This is a genomic window from Paenibacillus sp. FSL R7-0128 (assembly GCF_038002245.1).
Classification (GTDB): Bacteria; Bacillota; Bacilli; order Paenibacillales; family Paenibacillaceae; genus Paenibacillus_AQ; species Paenibacillus_AQ silagei.
Genome location: NZ_JBBOCD010000001.1, coordinates 4,825,278 through 4,845,314, shown reverse-complemented (window position 1 = coordinate 4,845,314; position 20,037 = coordinate 4,825,278). Strand labels below are relative to the sequence as shown.

The following is a 20,037-nucleotide window of genomic DNA, read 5'->3' as shown; positions in this document are numbered from 1 at the left end:
GGAATAAGCCGGGTGGCTAACGAAATTAACAACATAGAAATCCAGATAAGCCATAGAGAGGGGAATATCGAATTGTCCGGTCCAAAACGATTAAAGCGTACGGTTCAATCTTATTCTGTAAAAGCGGTATCTGCCGTTCTGGCCGGTGCGATGGTGCTTGGCGGGGCAGGCGCTGCCTTTGCCGACAACGCTTCAACCGGAGCAACCGTTGCTGCAGCGACTTCGCAGACGGCTGCAACTGGTTCAGGGATCTTCAGTGATGTCAAGACAGGCTTCTGGGCCGAAAAGCATATCTATAAGCTGGCAACCCAGGGAATTGTGGTCGGCAATAACGGCCTGTTCCGTCCTGGCGATTCTGTGACCCAGCAGGAAGCGGTGCTGATGGCGCTACGCTTCATGAAGCTGCAGGGAAATGTGAACACCAGTACCGAAGTTGCGCTGCCTAATGATTTCCTTGTTACGAACTATTATAAGCCATATGTAATCCTGGCCTTCCAGCAAGGACTGCTGGATAAGACCACGGAGATGGCTGCAGATAATCTAAAAAGCTCGTGGGGCGAGCGAAAGGCCAGCCGTGAATGGGTCGCTGAGCTGCTGATCCGTGCGCTTGGCCAGAGTGCATCCGCTTCTGCGGCTGCGGGCCGGCCGACAGGCTTTGCTGATGATGCCAAAGTGTCCGCGAACAAACGCGGCTATATTAACACAGCGGTGGAGCTGGGACTGGCTAACGGGCTAACCGGCAACCGCTTCGATCCGCAAGGCGCTGTGACCCGTGCACAGCTGGCTACCTTCTTCAGCCGTGCTGAAGCGCATAATAGCCTGGAATACGACAATACGTTCAAAGGAACAATAAGTGCTCTCAAAGACGGCAAGCTGGGATTGTACACTAACGGCAATACGCTGGAATTCACTCTGAATGCCAATACCGCCTACTACACCAGTGCCTCCGAGAATCGCATCACATTGAACGAGATCCAGCCCTATACGAAAGTAACTGTAATTGGAGCTACCTATAGCGCAGCATATGTAGAGCTGACAGACCCGGCAGTTCAGGTTGAGCAGGCGGAAGGTGTATTCACCAAGCATACGCCGGGTATCATCTGGGTCGATTCCGCGAACGGATATGATCAGTATCCCTACGATTCAGGCACGGCTTTCCTGGATGTGAATGGAGCCGTTATTCAGCCTGCTTCGATTACCGCCGGCAGCAAGCTTACGCTGCTGCGTGAAACCTTCACCGGTTCCCGCAAGGTTGTGAAGGTGCAGGTCACTTCAGGTATTGTGAACAAGACGGCTAAAGGCACGGTTCAAAGCGTTGACACTGCTGCCAAGAGCATTACATTCAAGAATGCCGACGGCACAGTTGAAACCTTCAAATGGGAAGAAGGGACTACGCTGTTCAGCTCCCAGAGCTCTATTATTCAGCCCGCAGAGCTGAAAGCCGGTGCTGCTGTCTCGTATACCATCAAGGATAATGCGATCCGTTCCGTGGAAGTAACCTCGGGAGTGGAACGCATAGTGAAGGGCTTCATCTATGAGCTGACAGATTCGACGATAGTCTATCAGAAGAGCGATGGCACCCGTGAGGTTAATCTGCTTGCTACTAATCCGGCCATTGTGATTCCGAACGCCGTAAGTCCGGTGATGGCTGACCTGATTGCTGACAAAACAGGCGGAGACAATGTGCAGCTTACGCTGAACAGCAATGATCAGGTGACCAAGATTGAGGTGCTGAGCCGTCAAATTGAACAGTACACTGCTGCTACCGTTGTGGATTATAACACTAAGACCCAGTACCTGACCTTCACGGACAATAACGGCAAGGCTCATGTGGTCAAAATGGATGAGAAAACAAAGATGTCGTACGGCGGACTGCTTACCACTTCGCTGACCACGATGGGGTCCAGACTGGTTGAGAACCGCAAGATTGATGTGACCTCCATTAATGAGCGTGCAATGTCTGTTGATTTGACGACCAAATATTCCGGCACCCTGACGGCTATCAATACTTCGGCCAGAACGATTGTGTTCAAGCTGGGCAACGGACAATTGCTGACGATGTCTTATCCGCAGGCCATTGAAATGTTTGGCAAAAGCGGGGCAGTCATCACCGATGTTCCGCTCAATGTGCCGGTAACGGCAGTGCTTGCCAGCAATCAGGAGCTCATCTCTGTGCTGCGTGTGAACGGGTCGTCCCAGTTCGAGATTGCTACCATCAATGCGGGCACTAATAAAATGACCGTGAAGCTTGAGGATGGCAGCAACAGCAGCGAGCTGAACCTGGCGAATGTGCCGCTTACCAACGAAGCAGGCCAGAAGATCGCGCTGACTGAGCTGAAGGCCGGAGATTTCGTGAATCTCAGCTTCGACGGTTCCACACCGCTGTCCCTGCAGACGGTTAAACAGGTTGCCGGACAGGTAACGGCAGTGGATGCCGCAGCAGGTACGTTCACCGTGAAGGATTATACGGGAGCCTCCCAGCCTTTCACTGCGGGCAGCGGGGTGAGAATCCTCCGGGACGGTGTTGCAACGAACGCTCTAAGCGGACTTACCACAGCAGACCGGGTATTGGTGCGTAAGGATGCCAGCGGTGTAGTGATCATCTCCGTGTTCAGTCAGTTGAACCGGATGTTCGCCCGTTATGAGAGCGCAACGAATGAAATATTGACCAAACGCGCCACGCTGACTGAGAATTATACGTTTGGGCTTGCCCCAAATGTATATATTCATCAAGGTGACACGACTTTATCCGTGCAATCTCTCAAAGAAAATGATAATATTATAATGTATTTCAACAACGGCAAGGTTGTAGAAATTGTGAAACAATAATCGTTTTGGTGATTTTCCGTGTGAAACACCGTCTTGATCCTTGGTTTTGCCTTGGATCAAGGCGTTTTTTTTGAAATATAAGGGCAGCAGGGTGTTCGCTTGAACGCTATGAAAGTATACGATATAATGTATCTTTGCTTATATTTCTTCAGATTTGAGAAGATATGCTGTAAGAGAACTTGCAGTCATACCTGCTCCGTGGAGGGGACGCTATGAAAGCTGCAGAGGTCCGCCACATCCTGGACACTATCGGAGGCATGTTCCCTGATGCACATTGTGAGCTGAATCACAGCAACGCTTTTGAGCTTACTATAGCCGTGCTGCTCTCAGCTCAATGTACGGATGCAACAGTGAACAAGGTGACCGAGGACCTGTTTCAGAAGTACAAGGCTCCGATCGACTATATCTCAGTGCCGCTGGAAGAGCTGGAGCTGGATATCCGGCGGATTGGTCTATTCCGCAACAAGGCCAAGCATATTCAGAACCTCTGCGCAATCCTTATTGAGCAGTACGGGGGTGAAGTGCCGCAGGCCCATGATTTGCTGGTAACCCTGCCTGGTGTCGGACGCAAGACTGCCAATGTGGTCGTCTCCAATGCGTTTGGCGTTCCGGCGATTGCCGTGGATACTCATGTGGAACGGGTAGCCAAACGGCTCGCACTTGCGGGCTGGAAAGATTCCGTGCTGGAAGTGGAGAAGAAGCTGATGAAGGCGGTGCCGCGTGACGAATGGACGCTGACGCACCACCGGCTGATCTTTTTCGGACGATACCACTGTAAGGCTCAGAATCCCGGGTGCCAGATCTGCCCGCTGCTGGATGTATGCCGGGAGGGCAAAAAACGTATGAAAACTGCTGTAATCAGGAAAGCTAAGGATCATACGAAAGCTAACCAAGAATTAGAGAAGAAGAGGATGGGATAGAGATGAAGTGCATTTCTGTATATACTGATAATTTTGAAGCGTTCTCTGATATTTTTGACCGCGTTGTGGACAGCCCGATGGAAGAGAACGAAGAGCAGGAAGTGGAAGGCATCACAATCAGCCATTCCGGCGATGTGCCTGAGTTCTACCTGGAGCGTATGTCCGCGAAGCCAGAGGTTGTCGTAATGAAAGACAAATCCCGTGGCCTGACCATTCTGCAGCACGGCAAAGTCTTTGAAATCCTGCTTCCCGTGCTGGAAACAGCTTAATTCGGTTGAAGTTGATTAGAGAGGTTGTCCCATAGCCACGAAGTGGCAAACGGGGCAGCCTCTTTTTTTGACAGATGAGAATGTATATGTTTTGGGGTCCCCGCAAAGTACCTGAGTCATCACCTACGCTAAAGCCCCACTTTGTGGGGTTATTTTGAAATATAAGAATTTATAGGTTGCACACGATAACTTATCCTTCTATTTCTCGCTGAAACGGTACCGTCCTTTAAAAGGACGGCAAAGCCGTTTCCACTTGCGAACCCATATAAGCAGTATTTACGGGCGAGATTGGAATGCTATCTGCGAAATCTTGTTTTTCGTGAAGGTTTATAGCTGATTTTGTAAATGTGGACATTTGATTTGTGACGATCTGATGATAAAATATAATTGTTCTATTCTTGCAGTGAGATAAATCATACAAATGTAATAATAATGAAAGAAGCTATAGATCGCAGTGGAGGCGGGGATGTTGTGGGAGCAGAACGGGAAAGAGTGAAGCAGGTTACAGCGGGGTCGTCAGCGCTTAGGCTGCTTGAGGAGCGGCTGAGGCAATGGGGAGAACAGAAGAGTGCGCAGATCGTAGCGGATTTAAAGGTCAAGGAGCAGGCAGATGAGCTGACACTCGCATTCTGCGGACATTTCTCGGCGGGAAAGTCGAGCATGATTAACAAGCTCTGCGGTAAGGCCGTGCTGCCTTCGGGTCCGGTTCCAACCAGCGCCAATATTGTATCGATCCGCAGCGGAGCACCGCAGGTGCTGCTTCATCCGGTGGACGGAAGCACCGGAGGGAATCCCGGGGTGATCAAGACTACGCCTGACCGGCTTCAGGATTACTGCCGCCAGGGAACTGAATATTCAGCGATAGAGGTGTGGGAGGATGTCCCGGTGCTGGGTAATCACGGGGTGCTGATGGATACGCCCGGCGTAGATTCGACAGACGAGGGCCATCAGGTGGCGACCCGCTCGGCGCTGCATCTGGCAGATGCGGTGTTCTATGTGATGGATTACAATCATGTACAGTCGGAGAATAATCTGGCGTTTGCCAAAAGCCTTAGCGACTGGGGCAAGCCGCTGTACCTGATCATCAATCAGATCGATAAGCACAGAGAGCAGGAAATTCCGCTGGAGGAATACCGGCAGCAAGTGGAAAGCGCTTTCCGGGAATGGGGGATTCATTCTGCGGGACTGTTGTTCACTTCGCTTAAGGTGGAGGAGCATCCGCTGAATCAGTGGAAGGATCTGCTGGCGGTGATCTCCGGTCTGCTGGAGCAGCGGCAGTGGCTGCTGGAGTACAGCTTGTCCCGCTCCATGCATCATACGGCGGATGCTGTCCTGGCGGATTATCGTGAGCAGCAGGAGGAGGAGCGGGCTGCGCTGCTGGAAGAGGCAGGCGGTTCAGCAGCGGAAGCTGTGGAAACAGAGCTCCGGGCAACGATTCAGGAGGAAGCATCGCTGGAGGAGCTGCCTGAAGAGGCGCGGCTTGAGCTGCGCAGCAGGCTGGATGCCTTGCTCGGCAACACGAATCTGATGCCGGCCGATCTGCGGGACGCGGCGGGCGCATACATCGAGAGCCTCCAGCCGGGCTTCCGGCGCGGCCTGTTCTTCACCGCTGCGAAGCGGGAGAAGGAGCAGGGAGCGCGGCTGCTGCACTGGCACAGCCTTCAGCAGAGAGAGATCACTGCCCAGCTGGAGTGGCACACTCTCCAGCTCGTGCGCGAATGGGCGGAAGGCCTGGAGCTGTGGCAGGAGGAGGCGGAGCCTCGGCTGAAGCAGGCTTTCCCGGCGGTGAGCCAGCAGTGGCTGGCGGATCAGGTGAAGCCGGGGACCGGGGCTTCGGGCGAGGCGCTGCTTAATTTCTGCCGCACGCTTGCGGCAGAGATTAAGGCGCAGTTCCGCCGCGCGGTTCTGGCCTTCGGCGAGCCGCTGCTGGATGCGCTGCCGCCGCTGGTGGAGGAGCGGCGCGCGGAGCTTGCGCGCCGCGAAGCTGCCCTGCGGCGGCAGGCTGCGGCTCACGCCGCGCTGGCCGCCCTGGACCGCGCGGCTGCCGCCCGCGCGGACGCCCTTGCGGCGCTGCTGCCGCCGCGCCGCACCCTCACCCCCGGCGCGCTGCCGGGGGTGCCGCCCTTGGCGGCTGGCGCGCTCAGCGCCGCCAGCCCGGAAACGCCGCCGCGCGTGGCAGCGGCGGCAAGCCCCGGCGCCGCCCCGGCCTGGGCGGCGGGTACGGCAACGCCGGCGGGCGGGCGCCGCCGGCTGACGCAGGCCGCAGCGGCGCTGCACGCGGCGGCCGGGGTGCTGCGGAGCGAGCCGGCCATGGCCTCGGCTGCGCGCAGCCTGGCGGCGCGGGCGGAGGATCTCGCCGGCGGCCGCTTCACGATGGCGCTGTTCGGAGCGTTCAGCGCCGGCAAATCCTCCTTCGCCAACGCCCTGCTGGGCGAAGAGGTGCTGCCCGTGTCGCCGCATCCGGCAACGGCTGCCGTCGGGCGAATTCTGGCGCCGGAGGGCGGCTTCGCCCACGGGACGGCGGCCATCACCATGAAGCGGGCGGAGGAGGTCTGGGAGGACATCCTCCATTCCTTCAGCGTGCTGCAACTGCCGACGCCGCAGCACGACTCGTGGACCGCAGCCGTGGCCCGGCTGCAGACCGGCGGGCTCCATCCGTCCGCGCTGCCGCATGCCGGCTTCCTGCGGGCAGCTGCCGCCGGATGGGAGGAGTCCCGTCCGCTGCTCGGAACAGAGCGGACGGTCAGTCTGGCGGAATACCGCAGCCTGGTCGCAGACGAGAAGCGCGCCTGCTTCGTGCAGAGCACGGATCTGTATTATGACAGTCCGCTGACACGGAGCGGTATTGTACTAGTGGACACGCCGGGTGCGGATTCCTTACATGCCCGGCACACTGGTGTAACTTTCGGCTACATGAAGAACGCCGATGCCATCTGCTTCGTGACTTATTATAACCACGCCTTTTCCAAGGCTGACCGCAGCCTGCTTGCCCAGCTGGGAAGAATCAAAGACAGCTTCGCGCTTGACAAAATGTTCTTCATCATCAACGCCGCAGACCTCGCAGCGGACGAGGCGGAGCTTGAAGAGGTGAAGCAGCATGTGGCGCAAAATCTGCGGGCCGGAGGCTTGACCTCGCCGCGGATCTACAGCGTGTCCAGCCTGCTTGCGCTGGAGGGTAAGTCAAGCGGAGCGGCGGAAGCCTACGAGGCCTCGGGATTCGGCAGCTTTGAAGCCGCACTCTCCGCGTTCGCTGGTGATGAACTGCCGGGACTGTCTCTGGCAGCAGCCAGGGACAGCCTAAGCTCGGTGCGTGGGCGCGCGGAAGAATGGCAACGCCTTGCGCTGATGGAGGCAGACCAGCAGGAGGAAGGAATGAAGCAGTTCCGCCAGCGCCGGGAAGCGGCGAATCTGCGGCTGGCCGCACTTGCTAAGGAAGACCGCCCGCTCCGGGACCTGCGCCGAGAAGGTGCGGAGCTACTCTATCATGTCCGGCAGCGGATTGCCTTTTCCTTCGGGCGTTCCTTTCAGGAGTCCTTCCATCCCTCCATTCTCCGGGAAGACGGAGGGAACCTGAAGGACATCTTCATCGCCTGCGGGCGGGAGCTGGAGCGCAGTATTCTGCGTGAACTGGAGCAGGAGCTGTGGGCAACGACCCTGCGGCTGGAGTCGGCAGGGCGCAGATTCGTGACCCAGGCGGCTACAGCGGCTGCAGCAGAGCTGTCCATTCCGGATCAGGAGCTTCAGCTGCTGGAGAATCCGGATGAGCGCTGGCCGGCACCGGCGAAGCTGGACTGCGTACTGGCTCCGCTGGACTGGGCCGGACTGTGGAGCCGCTTCAAATCTCCGCGCCACTTCTTTGAGGGGCCGGGCCGGGCAGAGATCCGCGCGGCTGCCGAGCCGTGGTTCAAAGAAGCGGTGGCTGCGGCGGCGCAAGGACAGGAGGACTCTCTGTTGACATTCTATACCGATGCAGCAGCAGCCGCCTTATCCCAGGCTGCAGATCAGCTGCGTGAAGGCCTGTCCGAACAGGAGGCAGCCATGTCGGCGCTGCTGAAAGGGGGTGATGGTGCGCAGCATTGGGGCCAGATCGCAGAAGCATTAAGGCTTCAGGAGCAGGCTTTCGTCGTTGTATAAGAACTATAGTTTCCTCCTGTTGTGGCCAAGGTGAGCGTAAATTTGTGGTTGGGAGTTTTTGAATGATGCGTAGAGTGACTTTGTGGCTGAATGTGGCTGAAGACTCGCCGTGAGGAGCAGGAGTGTATCTGATCTCACCGGTTATAGGCTGAATGTATGTGAAAAACAGCATACATTGTGCTCTCAAGCAGGCGCGTGGCCCAAATGTATGTGAAAAACAGCATACATTGTGCTCTTAAGCAGGCGCATGGCTCAAATGTATGTGAAAAACAGCATACATTCTCCACAGCCCCCTAAAGAAGTTGGAGTCCTCCCCCACAAAAATGTAGACTAGATATAGGAGGAGGATGAACGGTATGGGACACTTAACAGGAACAAGAGAGAAGGCTGCGCAAGAGGTGTTGTCTGGCATTAAGGCAGCGGTGGTTGCCCGAAAGTATGGGGTGACTCCATCGACGGTGAATCAGTGGGTGAGGGACTACCGAGAGGCCCATGGAGAACAAGATCATCCGTATCCTCAGGAGCAGGTGGAGGAACTGAAGCGCCTCCTGGACGTGGAGCGGAAATACGAGAAGGCCGTCAAGATCCTCGGCGAAAAGGAGTTAGAGATCGAGATTCTGCGTGAACTGCTAAAAAAGCCAACCCCTGCTTATCCGAAAAAATCGAGGTAGCCGACATGTTCATTAAGCAGGGGAATACCGCAGCGTTGGTACTACGTCTCGTGGGGCTAGCAGAGTCTACGTATTACGACCGTAAGAAACGCAAGAAGCAGGATGCACAGGCCGTACCCCAGGGGCGCGGAAGACCCGTACCCGGCTATTCCCTGACCGAGTCTGGAGAGAAGATTAGCGACGAGGAAATCCAGGAATGGCTGCTGGAATTAATCGCTGGAGAGGAGCACGTGTACGGGTACAAACTGCTGGCCAAGTGCTTGTGGAACCAGCACGGGCTGAGGCTCAATCACAAGAAAAGCTACCGGCTGTGTCAGGCGCTGGATATCCTGCAGCCGCAGCGTCACAAGCGTTTTAAGCATCCTCGGAAGCTGCCGGAGAACCGGGTCATTACAGGGGCGGGTCAACTCTGGCAGATGGACATTAAGTACGGTTACGTGGCGGGCCAGGGCAGGCATTTCTTTGTCCTGAGCATTATCGATGTGTTTACCCGTGTCATCGTCGGCTACCACCGCGGATCGTCGTGTGAGGCCAAGCACGCCTGCCAGACGCTGGGACGTGCCATGGAGCAACACTGCGCCCCTGACAGCGCACGCCCGGTGATCCGCACCGACAACGGCCCACAGTTCGTCAGCCATCTGTTTGGCGACATGTGTGAAAGCTGGGAAATGACCCACGAACGCATTCCGCCTCGAACGCCGGATTTAAATGCTTTTATTGAATCGTTCCACAGTAATATCGATCGGGATTTATTCCGCAAAGAAGCCTTCGACACGTTCGAAGAGGCCTATGAAGCGGTGGACCGGTACATGGACTTTTACAACAATCGCAGAATGCATACAAGCCTTCGGAACATGCCGCCAGTTACCTTTGCGGAGTGGGTCCAGACTCTAGAAGACCGCTCCAGTTTCTTCTGGCCGAGAGAAAAAGCGAAATAAAGAGCATATCTACAACAAGTACCGATTTTATACGGAGGACTCCGGGATAAGGGGGTCGCACCGCATTGTGCTCTTAAGCAGGCGCGTGGCTCAAATGTATGTGAAAAACAGCATACATTGTGCCGGAGCGCAGGTAATCCCATTCATCCGTTAGGATGAATTTGTTCCATGCACTTGATAACATATCCTTGTATTTCTCAATGAAATGGTGCTGCCCCCTAAAAGGGACAGTAAAACCGTTTTCACAAGTCTGTTGAACAGCCATCTGTGAAGTTTGTAGGAAAATGTCGAAGAATGCTTGCAATCTGGTGGATGATGGATGAAAATAAAGAAGACTGAAAATTTACAATCAAACTGCGACATTTTACAGAAACAGAGAAGTCAGCAGACAAATTTGCGAAAAGAGGTTGGAGTCGACAATGTGGGGAGCTCCTTTATCAGCCCGGAGTAAAAAGCTGCTGCTGCTCGGCAGCGGTGAACTGGGTAAGGAAGTCATTATCGAAGCTCAGCGCCTTGGCGTAGAGACCGTAGCTGTGGATCGTTATGAAGCGGCACCCGCGATGGGCGTCGCCCACCGCTCTTATGTACTGGACATGCTGGATGCAGAGGCACTGAAACAGCTTATCCGTGCAGAGAAGCCCGATTTGATTGTACCGGAGATTGAAGCCATTGCTACCGGAGCGCTGGTGGAGCTGGAGGAAGAAGGATTCCTGGTTGTTCCTACTGCCCGTGCTGCACGGCTGACCATGGACCGCGAAGGCATCCGCCGTCTGGCGGCAGAAGAGCTGGGCCTACCTACAGCAGCCTACCGATTCGCTGACAGTCTGGACGAACTACGCCAGGCAGTGTCGGAGCTGGGAACGCCCTGTGTCATTAAGCCGATCATGAGCTCTTCCGGCAAAGGCCAGAGCGTGTGCAGAACACCTGAGGATGCGGAAGGCTGCTGGAATACGGCGCTCGAAGGCGCTCGTGCGAAGGGAACACGCGTCATCGTAGAGGCTTTTGTTACGTTTGAGAGCGAGATCACACTGCTTACCGTCCGCTCGGTTAGCGGAACCGTATTCTGTCCGCCGATCGGCCACATTCAGCAGGATGGCGATTATGTAGAGTCCTGGCAACCGCATCAGATGAGCGGGGCGCAGCTGGAAGAGGCTGAGGCCATCGCCCGGAAGGTTACCGATCAGCTTGGCGGTTATGGAATTTTTGGAGTAGAATTATTCCTCACCGCGGATGGGGTTCTGTTCAGTGAAGTGTCCCCCCGGCCGCATGACACAGGTATGGTTACAATGATTACGCAGGATTTGTCGGAATTTGCTCTGCATGTCAGAGCCATTCTTGGATTTCCGCTGGAAGCGGTACGTTTGTTGTCACCGGGAGCTTCGGCCACCCTGAAGACTGATGGAGCCGGACAAGCTTTTGCGGTGACCGGGATTAAAGAAGCGCTGGCCCTTCCCCGCACGCAGGTTCGGATATTCGGCAAGCCGGAGATCCGCCCGGGACGGCGGATGGCAGTAACACTCAGTTCAGCGGAAGATATTGAAATCGCGCGGATGACGGCCAAGCAGGCTGCGTCTAAGCTACAAGTGGAGGTATACAAGGATGAACAGTAGTACTCAGGAGCAGGTACTGCAAATTCGCAAATGCGGCATGAATGATCTGGAGAGAGTGACAGCCCTTTTGCGTGAATTCGGCTATCCGACAACGCTTAGCGTGATGAAAGAGAGAATGGAAGGCATGGAGCATGATCAGTTCCACTGCACACTCGTCGCAGAGCTCAATAACGAAGTTGTGGGAATGATCGGTTTACGGCAGGTGAAGTCCTACTACAAGCATGCCGATTGTATTACGGAGATTACCGCGCTGATCGTAGCAGAGGAGCTTAGAGGACAAGGCCTTGGCAAAAGACTCGTAGCTGCAGCGGAAGAATGGGCACGCCATCAGGGCTGCTGCCAGCTGTTCCTGCGGAGCGGCAATCGCGTTGAACGTGCACCTGCACATGCGTTTTACCGCCATATCGGCTTTGAAAAGACAACAGGCTACCGCTTCAATAAAACCCTGCTATAATCCTATACGTGTAACCGAACATCCCCATCCCGGCGTAATCGGGATGGTTTTTTTTGGAGATAGCGCGCCAACCCCGCCGCAGCTTGTCGGGAATGCTCCCCGCTCCGCCTTCTCCCCGAGGCTACCCCCGGAATTTAGTGGAAAAAGAGCATCTATTTCGCCCGAAATTCCCGTGTCCAAACTAGCAGTTGGAAAAAGTACATCTAATCGTCCATAATCCCCGCATTATGAGTAAATACGCAGAAATAAATGTAATTTATCCACTTAAAATAGCCTAATTGGTTAAAATAATCAAATTAAGTATACAAAATCCACTTGTTGTTTATATAAATTAGCACTTAAAGAAGCGGAGGGGAAATTAGGAACTGGAGGAGCGATAGCGTCCGCCTGAAAGCTTTACGAAGGAAAGCTCGCATCGTAAGAAAAGCTGCGTTTGGATTTCTACCGCGAGTAGCGGTTAAAATCAAGAAATCCAAACCGGGCAGCGGCGGGAGGGCCAAATGTTCACCGCAGCGACGACCAAGCTTTGAGTTCTAATCTTGAGTGTCCCTAATCTTAAATGCCTCTAACCTATGTACATAATTTCCGCTTGCGTTATATCAGGCCACGCTATATAGTGAATTGCTCCTATTCACTACAGTTGTCACAATAACAGTCACTGTAGCTGTCACAAAATCAGTCACTATCTCTGTCACTATAGTGCCCCCCCACGTGATCCGCAGCCCTGTCTATATAACCATAGATCGGGCCATTTGAATCAGCTATTATAGTTCTGTGAACCTCCATATTCTATGCCGAAGAGGGATGAAGCATGTACAAATTAATACTCGCCGAAGACGAGGAAGATGTAAGAGAAGGCATTATCGCCCAGATTGACTGGGAGCAGTACGGCTTCGAGGTCGTTGAGCAGGCTGAGAACGGGCGGGAGGCGGCGGATGCGATCGACCGGCTGCTGCCGGATGTGGTCGTTACTGATATTCAGATGCCCTTCATGAATGGCCTGCAGCTTGCAGAATGGATACGCAGCCGCCATCCGAATACGAAGATTATCATTCTGACCGGCTATGATGAATTCGAATACGCCCAGAAGGCCATTAAACTGCAGATTGATGAATATATCCTGAAGCCCTTCTCGTCCCAGGAGCTGATTGATGTTCTGCTGAAGGTTCGCGCCACGATCGAGACCGAGATCGCCGAGAAGGAGAATGTGTTCGTGCTGAGCGAGCATTACCGCAAGAGCCTGCCCGTTCTGCGCGAGCAGTTCCTCTCTACCCTCGTGTCCCGCCGCCTGCGCTCCACAGAGATCGCCGAGAAAAGCACAGAGTACGGCATCCCCCTCACCGGTGAATGCTTCCAGTCCTCCGTGATCAGCATCGATTATATCCGCCCGGACCATTCTTCCGCCGTTCAAGCTCAGCAGCCCGTGTCCCTGCGGGATACCGGCGACCGTAATCTCCAGCTCTATGCTGTGCTGAACATCGCGGAGGAGATCTGCCAGAAGCATGGCTTCGGCAAGGTATTCATCCACCGGGATGATGTTGTGCTGCTCTCGGTCAGCCAGAGCCCGGAGGAGAGCGACATTACCGCCAGAACCTTCGCCATTCTCGAAGAGATCTGCCAGAATGTTCAGCGCTTCCTAAAGTTTACCGTAACCGCCGGGGCCGGAACCGTCTGCAAGGCACCGTCCATGCTGTTCCATTCCTTCGGGGATGCGCTGCAAGCGCTTGATTACCGGCTGATCCTCGGCAACAACCGGGTCATCTGGATTGAGGATGTGGAATCGCGGTCCAGCCGGATGCTGGACTATGATGAGCTGACCCAGCAGTCGCTGATCCGTACGATCAAGCTGGGCACCATTCAGGAGCTACGGGAAGTAGTGGACGAGCTGTTCCGGGGACTGGATACGGAGCAGGTCTCGGCGCAGGATTATCAGATCTTCCTGCTGGAGATCATTACCTCCATTCTGCGGGTGGCGAAGGAATCCGGGAGCGGAACGAATGATTTTATCGGACCCGGCCTGACCTCGCTTAGCGATATGAATAAATTCAACAACCTGGAAGAAGCCCGGCAGTGGATTATTACCGTATGCAGCCGGCTGATGGATTCCATCGCTTCGGAGCGCCAGTCGAGCTACAAGCAGCTCATTGACCAGGCTAAGGAATATATCCGCAGCCACTATGAAGAATCCGATATATCCATCGGCAGGGTATGCCAGCATCTGCATATCAGCACAGGCTATTTCAGCAGCATTTTCAAAAAAGAAATGAAGATGACCTTCGTCAGCTATCTGCTGCAGATCCGGCTGGAGGCCGCCAAGGAGCTGCTGCGTTCCACCGAGCTGAAGGCGTTCGAGATCGCCGAGCGGATCGGTTTTGCCGACCCGAACTATTTCAGCTTCTGCTTCCGCAAGAAATACGGACAATCCCCCAAAGAGTATAAGAACAGCGCGCGGGGAGAATAGCCATGAACAAGCCGAGGGGTTATTTCTTTCCGCTGCGGCCGGGGTCCCGCAAGAGCGGCAGGCTGCGCCTGTCCTCGAAGCTGCGGAGTATCCAGCTGATCATCATGCTGACGTTCATGGCGGTGACTGCGGCAGTGGCCGTGATTGTAAGTGTGATGCTGTACGGCAAGTTCGCCAACACGGCGGAGGAGAATGCCAATCTCAACATGCAGCAGATCATCGAGCAGGTGAACTATAACCTGGAGCTGTATGTGAAGGGGATGGGCAGTATTTTTGCGACCGCCGAGAAGCAGATTACCTCTACGCCCTCCATCGATTCCCCGCTGCTCTATGAACGGATGGATACACTGATGAGCAGCCGCGAGGATCTGGTGTCTGTGGCTGTTTTTACCCCGCAGGGGCAGTATGTTGTAGGGACGCCGGGGCAGACGATGCGCATGAACACAGGGCTGGAGAGCCAGAGCTGGTTCACCACAGCCAAGCGTACCTCGGAGATCTCCTATTCCGCACCGCATATCCAGAATTTGTTCAAGGGCAGGTATACGTGGGTGGTCTCCATCTCCAAGCTGATTCAATACAGGGAGAACGGGGAGCTGAGAACCGGTGTGCTGCTGCTGGACTTCAACTTCAGAACGATTGACGAACTCAGCAAGCAGGTCAAGCTGGGCAAAAGAGGCTATGCCTACATCCTCGACCCGCTCGGCAATATCGTCTATCATCCGCAGCAGCAGCTCATTTACGCCGGGCTGAAGTATGAGAATGTGGAGCCGGTGCTGGAATACGCCTACCGCAGCTATCTGGACGAATCGACCGGGGAGAAGCGCTTTATTACCGTACGCACGCTGGCGCAGACCGGCTGGAAGATTGTCGGGGTCGCCTATTACGATGAGATTGTCACCACCAAGCGGGATCTGAACCAGTTCCTGGCGTGGTTTCTTGGTGTTGTTCTGGTCTGCGTGATTGCGGTGTCGGTCTTCCTGTCCTGGCTGATTGCCAGCCCGATCCGCAAGCTGGAGCGTACCGTGAAGCAGGTGGCGGAGGGGGATCTGAATACGCCGATTAATGTTAGCGGAGCCTATGAGGTAGAGCAGCTGTCGAGGCGCTTTAACATGATGCTCCAGCGTATCCGCCAGCTGATGGAGCAGATCATTTATGAGCAGGAGACGAAGCGCAAGGGTGAGCTTGAGGTGCTGCAATCGCAGATCAACCCGCATTTTCTGTACAATACGCTGAATTCGGTCATCCGGCTGGCAGAACGCGGCAAAACGGATGAAGTCGTCACCATGATCCAGTCGCTCTCCAGATTCTTCCGCATCAGCCTCAGCAAAGGCAAGAATATTATCACCATCCAGGAAGAGCTGGACCATATCCGCCATTACCTGGTGATTCAGAGCTTCCGCTTCAGGAATAAATTCCGTTATGAGATCACGGCGCAGGAAGAGGTCCTAGAGTGCCAGACGATTAAGCTGATTCTGCAGCCTATCGTGGAGAACGCGCTCTATCACGGGATCGAAATGATGCCGGACGAGGGGCTGATCTCGATCACCGCCGGGCTTCAGGACGGGCTAATTATCATCAGGGTGAGCGACAACGGCCTCGGGATGTCCAAGGAGACGATGAACGGCATTCTAAGCGGAAGCGTCAAAAGCACCAGCGGATCAGGGGTCGGTGTCCGGAATGTGCACGAACGGATCGGCCTGTATTACGGGCGGGAGTACGGGCTTGCTTTTCAGAGTGAGCTGGAAGAGGGGACGGTTGTTACGATTGTGTTCCCGGCCCGCCCGGCGGGAGAGGCTATGGATGAGCAGAAGGAGGAGACGAACCTGTGAAAAGCCTGCGTGTATGGCTCACCGTGCTGCTGTGCGGAGTGCTGTGGATCTCTGTGTCCTCTTGTTTCAATGCCTCGCCAGCCTATATCAGCACCAGCAAGACGCGGAATATCCACCTGATTGTCAAGATGAACAAAGGGGATTACTGGAACACCCTGAAGCTCGGAGCAGAGGCTGCGGCGAAGGAATTCAATGTCAATCTGACGTTCAAGGCGCCGGATTCGGAGAGTGATATTGAGGAGCAGGTCGTCATGGTAGAGGATTCCATCCAGGAGAAGGCGGATGTGATTATACTCGCGGCCAGCAGCTATATGGGACTGGCGCAGGTCGTGGACCAGGCGGCGTATTCCAGAATTCCGGTGATCTCCGTCGATGCGGAGGTTGGCTCGGCCAAGGTCCGGACTTACGTGGGGTCGAGCGGCTACGAGGCCGGACAGAAGTCCGCCGAGCGGCTGATTCAGCTGCTCCAGGGCTATGGCGAGATCGGGATTATTAACTTCACCAATTCGTCGCTTACCCCGGACTCCGGCAAGACGGGCAGCATCGACTATGGTGCGCGGGATGCAGATGAGCGGGAAAAGGGTTTTTTGAATTATGCCGCCCGCTTTCCTAACGTTAAGGTCGTACAGATCGCCTACACCTCCTCCAGCACCTCCGACGCCGAAAATCTGACCCGGGAGATGCTGAACAAGTATCCCAATCTGCGCGGTATTGCCACCCTGAATGAAATTGCTTCACAAGGCGCGGCCAGGGTGATTCAGGGTCTTAAGAGGGATAGTGTGAAAATGATTGCTTTTGACAGCTCGCCCTCCATGATGGAGTCGCTTCAAGATGGCACGGTGCAGGCGACCGTCATTCAGAATCCGTTCAGCAACGGGTATCTGGCGGTGAAATATGCCGTGGAGGCACTCGAAGGCATGGATATTCCCGAACGTGTGGACACCGGCACCAAGCTCATCGATCTGGAGAATATGCTGTGGCCGGAGAATCAGAAGCTGCTGTTCCCGTTTGTAAGGTAGCAGAAATTTAAGAATTAAACATTAGAATTTTCATGGAAATGAGTAGGATTTTATATTCGCAACCGTTTTCACGTAGGGCATAATAAGGATGTACCCGGGAGACACCGGGATCATCCCAAATAAAGAAATATCCTCAGGAGGTCAATTAGACATGAAAAAAATCACTTCCGTTCTACTTGCAAGTGCATTGCTGGGTGCTGCTCTCGCAGGCTGCGGCGGCAACAATAACAAGGCGGCTGACCCTGCTAACACAGGAACTGCGCCTAACACGGCGAATTCGGGCTCGACTGAGACTCCGAAGGTCGGCGTAGCGATCTACAAATTCGACGACACGTTCATGACGGGTGTCCGCAACGCCATCGATGCTGCTGCCAAGGGCATTGCCACTGTTGATATCGTGGACAGCCAGAATTCCCAGCCTACACAGAACGATAAGGTGGATCTGTTCATCACCAAGAAATATAACGGCATGCTGATCAACCCGGTAGACCGCACCGCTGCGGGCGTCATCATCGACAAAGCCAAGACAGCGAACATTCCGGTGGTCTTCCTGAACCGCGAGCCGCTGCCGGAAGATATGAAGAAATGGGATAAAGTCTACTATGTAGGTGCGAAAGCTGAAGAGTCCGGCACCATGTCTGGCCAGCTGATCGTGGACTACTGGAAGGCACACCCTGAAGCGGACAAGAACGGCGACGGCGTGCTGCAGTATGTCATGCTGAAGGGCGAACCGGGACACCAGGATGCCGAGCTGCGCACTACGTACTCCATCCAGGCGATTGAAGATGCAGGCATCAAGGTGGAGAAGCTGGCTGAAGATACCGCGATGTGGGATCGTGTAAAAGGCCAGGAGAAAATGGCCGCCTTCCTCGGCTCCCATGGTGACAAGATTGAAGCCGTACTGGCCAACAACGATGACATGGCACTCGGCGCGATCGAAGCCCTGAAGGCTCAAGGCTACTTCAGCGGCGACAAATACATGCCGGTTGTAGGCGTGGATGCAACAGCTCCTGCGGTTCAAGCTTTGCAGGATGGAACGATGCTCGGTACCGTACTGAACGATGCCAACAACCAAGGTAAAGCAGCGATCACCCTGGCCGCTCTGCTCGCCAAAGGCGAAACGCCAACCAAAGAGAACGTAGGCTTCGACATCACAGACAACCAGTTTGTATGGATCTCCTACAAAAAGATTACCAAAGACAACGTAGCAGACGCCAAGTAATCCGTTAACAGGTGCAAGGCTACAGATACAGATACGTATCATAGATACCAATCCCGGAGGACGCTGCAATGCGCTCTCCGGAATTCCTTACGGGTAGGGAGCAGGATGGAACCGCTGTGCCTCTCATGGAAAAAGACAAAAAGCGTAGGGGGCGTAACAACATGGCAAATACGGAGTTTTTGCTGGAAATGAACGGCATTACCAAAGAATTTCCCGGCGTGAAGGCGCTGGATGGAGTCAGCATTAAGGTTCGTCCGGGCTCGGTTCATGCACTTATGGGCGAGAACGGGGCAGGCAAGTCCACACTGATGAAATGTCTCTTTGGAATCTATTCACCGGATGCCGGTGAGATCTTCCTGGATGGCCAGAAGGCCTCCATCACGAGTTCGAGCGAAGCATTGAAGCACGGTATCTCGATGATCCATCAGGAGCTGCACCCTGTACCTTTCCGCAGCGTGATGGAGAACATCTGGCTGGGGCGTTTTCCAACCAAGGGCATCGGGCCGCTTCAGTTCATTGACCACAAAAAAATGTTCACCGACACCGAAAGCTTATTCAAAGATCTGGATATCGACCTGAATCCCGAAACACTGGTGGGCAAGCTGTCTGTATCCAAGATCCAATCCATCGAAATTGCGAAGGCGGTCTCTTTTCACTCCCGCGTGATTGTCATGGATGAGCCAACCTCGTCCTTAACCAGCGTGGAAGTGGAGCATCTGTTCCGGATCATCCGGGACCTGCAAAAAAGAGGCGTAGCTATTATCTATATATCTCACAAAATGGAAGAAATCCTGGAGATTTCCGATGAAGTGACGATTATGCGTGATGGTAAAAAGATCGGCACCTGGCCCTCGGCCGAACTGACCACGGACCTGATTATCTCCAAGATGGTCGGGCGTGATCTGACGAACCGTTTCCCGGAGCGTACTAATGTTCCAGGCAAGGTGTTCATGAAGGTAGAAGGTCTGACCTCACCCGAGCCCAGATCCTTCAAGGATGTGTCCTTCGAATTGAGACGCGGGGAGATACTGGGTGTCGGCGGTTTGGTCGGCGCACAGCGAACCGAGGTTATAGAAGCATTGTTCGGACTGCGTGCAGTAAAATCCGGCTCCATCTCGATTGACGGCAAGAAGGTGAAGATTAATTCTCCGCAGGATGCCAAAAAACACGGCCTGGCCCTGCTGACCGAGGAGCGACGCGTGACGGGGATTTTCCCGGTGCTGTCTGTGCATGAGAACGGCGCCATTGCCAACCTTGACCGCTACAAGACGCCTTATCTGCTGCTGAACGGCCGCAAGAAGAAGGTTGAAGTCGATAAAATGATTGAAAAGCTGCGCACCAAAACGCCAACGACCAAGACGCAGATTATGAATCTATCCGGCGGGAATCAGCAAAAGGTGCTGCTGGCCAGATGGCTGCTCACTGAGCCTGAGGTGCTGCTGCTAGATGAGCCGACACGCGGAATTGACGTCGGTGCGAAGTTCGAGATCTATACAATCATTGCCGACCTGGCGAAGCAGGGGAAGAGCATCATTATGATCTCCTCGGAAATGCCTGAGCTGCTGGGGATGTCTGACCGTGTCATGGTGATGTCCGAAGGACGGCTTACTGGGATATTAGAAGGTGCGCAGGCTACAGAAACCGAAGTAATGCGACTCGCTGCTCAGCATTAATCAGGAAC

Annotated in this window: 13 protein-coding genes; all 13 read left to right on the top strand. The window is 54.6% G+C overall.

Annotated features, from left to right (window positions below):
- Window positions 1–72 precede the first annotated feature (72 nt).
- Window positions 73–2,829, top strand: a complete 2,757-nt coding sequence (locus NST26_RS20395) for an S-layer homology domain-containing protein (RefSeq protein ID WP_340979710.1) — start codon at window positions 73–75, stop codon at window positions 2,827–2,829.
- Window positions 2,830–3,041: 212 nt separating this feature from the next.
- On the top strand, window positions 3,042–3,749 hold the full coding sequence (gene nth, locus NST26_RS20390; protein ID WP_036697993.1) for an endonuclease III: 708 nt from the start codon (window positions 3,042–3,044) through the stop codon (window positions 3,747–3,749).
- A gap of 2 nt (window positions 3,750–3,751) precedes the next feature.
- Window positions 3,752–4,018, top strand: a complete 267-nt coding sequence (locus NST26_RS20385; RefSeq protein WP_036697991.1) for a hypothetical protein — start codon at window positions 3,752–3,754, stop codon at window positions 4,016–4,018.
- A gap of 471 nt (window positions 4,019–4,489) precedes the next feature.
- Window positions 4,490–8,152 (top strand): dynamin family protein, encoded by a 3,663-nt coding sequence (locus NST26_RS20380; RefSeq protein WP_340979709.1) that lies wholly within the window; start codon window positions 4,490–4,492, stop codon window positions 8,150–8,152.
- A 356-nt stretch (window positions 8,153–8,508) separates the two neighbouring features.
- Window positions 8,509–8,823, top strand: a complete 315-nt coding sequence (locus NST26_RS20375) for a helix-turn-helix domain-containing protein (RefSeq protein ID WP_339313488.1) — start codon at window positions 8,509–8,511, stop codon at window positions 8,821–8,823.
- A gap of 5 nt (window positions 8,824–8,828) precedes the next feature.
- Window positions 8,829–9,761: an IS3 family transposase gene (locus tag NST26_RS20370; RefSeq protein WP_340953811.1), complete on the top strand. Its 933-nt coding sequence runs from the start codon at window positions 8,829–8,831 to the stop codon at window positions 9,759–9,761.
- Window positions 9,762–10,180: 419 nt separating this feature from the next.
- Complete coding sequence (gene purT / locus NST26_RS20365) at window positions 10,181–11,371, top strand: formate-dependent phosphoribosylglycinamide formyltransferase (protein ID WP_340979708.1); 1,191 nt, start codon at window positions 10,181–10,183, stop codon at window positions 11,369–11,371.
- Window positions 11,361–11,825 carry a GNAT family N-acetyltransferase gene (locus tag NST26_RS20360; protein WP_340979707.1) on the top strand — a complete coding sequence of 155 codons (465 nt, stop codon included), beginning with the start codon at window positions 11,361–11,363 and terminating at the stop codon, window positions 11,823–11,825. Before purT ends, NST26_RS20360 begins: the two co-directional genes overlap by 11 nt.
- A gap of 811 nt (window positions 11,826–12,636) precedes the next feature.
- Window positions 12,637–14,286 (top strand): response regulator, encoded by a 1,650-nt coding sequence (locus tag NST26_RS20355; protein WP_340979706.1) that lies wholly within the window; start codon window positions 12,637–12,639, stop codon window positions 14,284–14,286.
- Window positions 14,287–14,288: 2 nt separating this feature from the next.
- Window positions 14,289–16,115 carry a sensor histidine kinase gene (locus NST26_RS20350; RefSeq protein WP_340979705.1) on the top strand — a complete coding sequence of 609 codons (1,827 nt, stop codon included), beginning with the start codon at window positions 14,289–14,291 and terminating at the stop codon, window positions 16,113–16,115.
- Complete coding sequence (locus NST26_RS20345) at window positions 16,112–17,134, top strand: substrate-binding domain-containing protein (protein WP_340979704.1); 1,023 nt, start codon at window positions 16,112–16,114, stop codon at window positions 17,132–17,134. Before NST26_RS20350 ends, NST26_RS20345 begins: the two co-directional genes overlap by 4 nt.
- Window positions 17,135–17,285: 151 nt before the next feature.
- Window positions 17,286–18,356, top strand: a complete 1,071-nt coding sequence (locus NST26_RS20340; protein WP_340979703.1) for a galactose ABC transporter substrate-binding protein — start codon at window positions 17,286–17,288, stop codon at window positions 18,354–18,356.
- Between the two features lie 161 nt (window positions 18,357–18,517).
- Window positions 18,518–20,029 carry a sugar ABC transporter ATP-binding protein gene (locus tag NST26_RS20335; RefSeq protein ID WP_209869874.1) on the top strand — a complete coding sequence of 504 codons (1,512 nt, stop codon included), beginning with the start codon at window positions 18,518–18,520 and terminating at the stop codon, window positions 20,027–20,029.
- The last annotated feature ends 8 nt before the right edge of the window (window positions 20,030–20,037 follow it).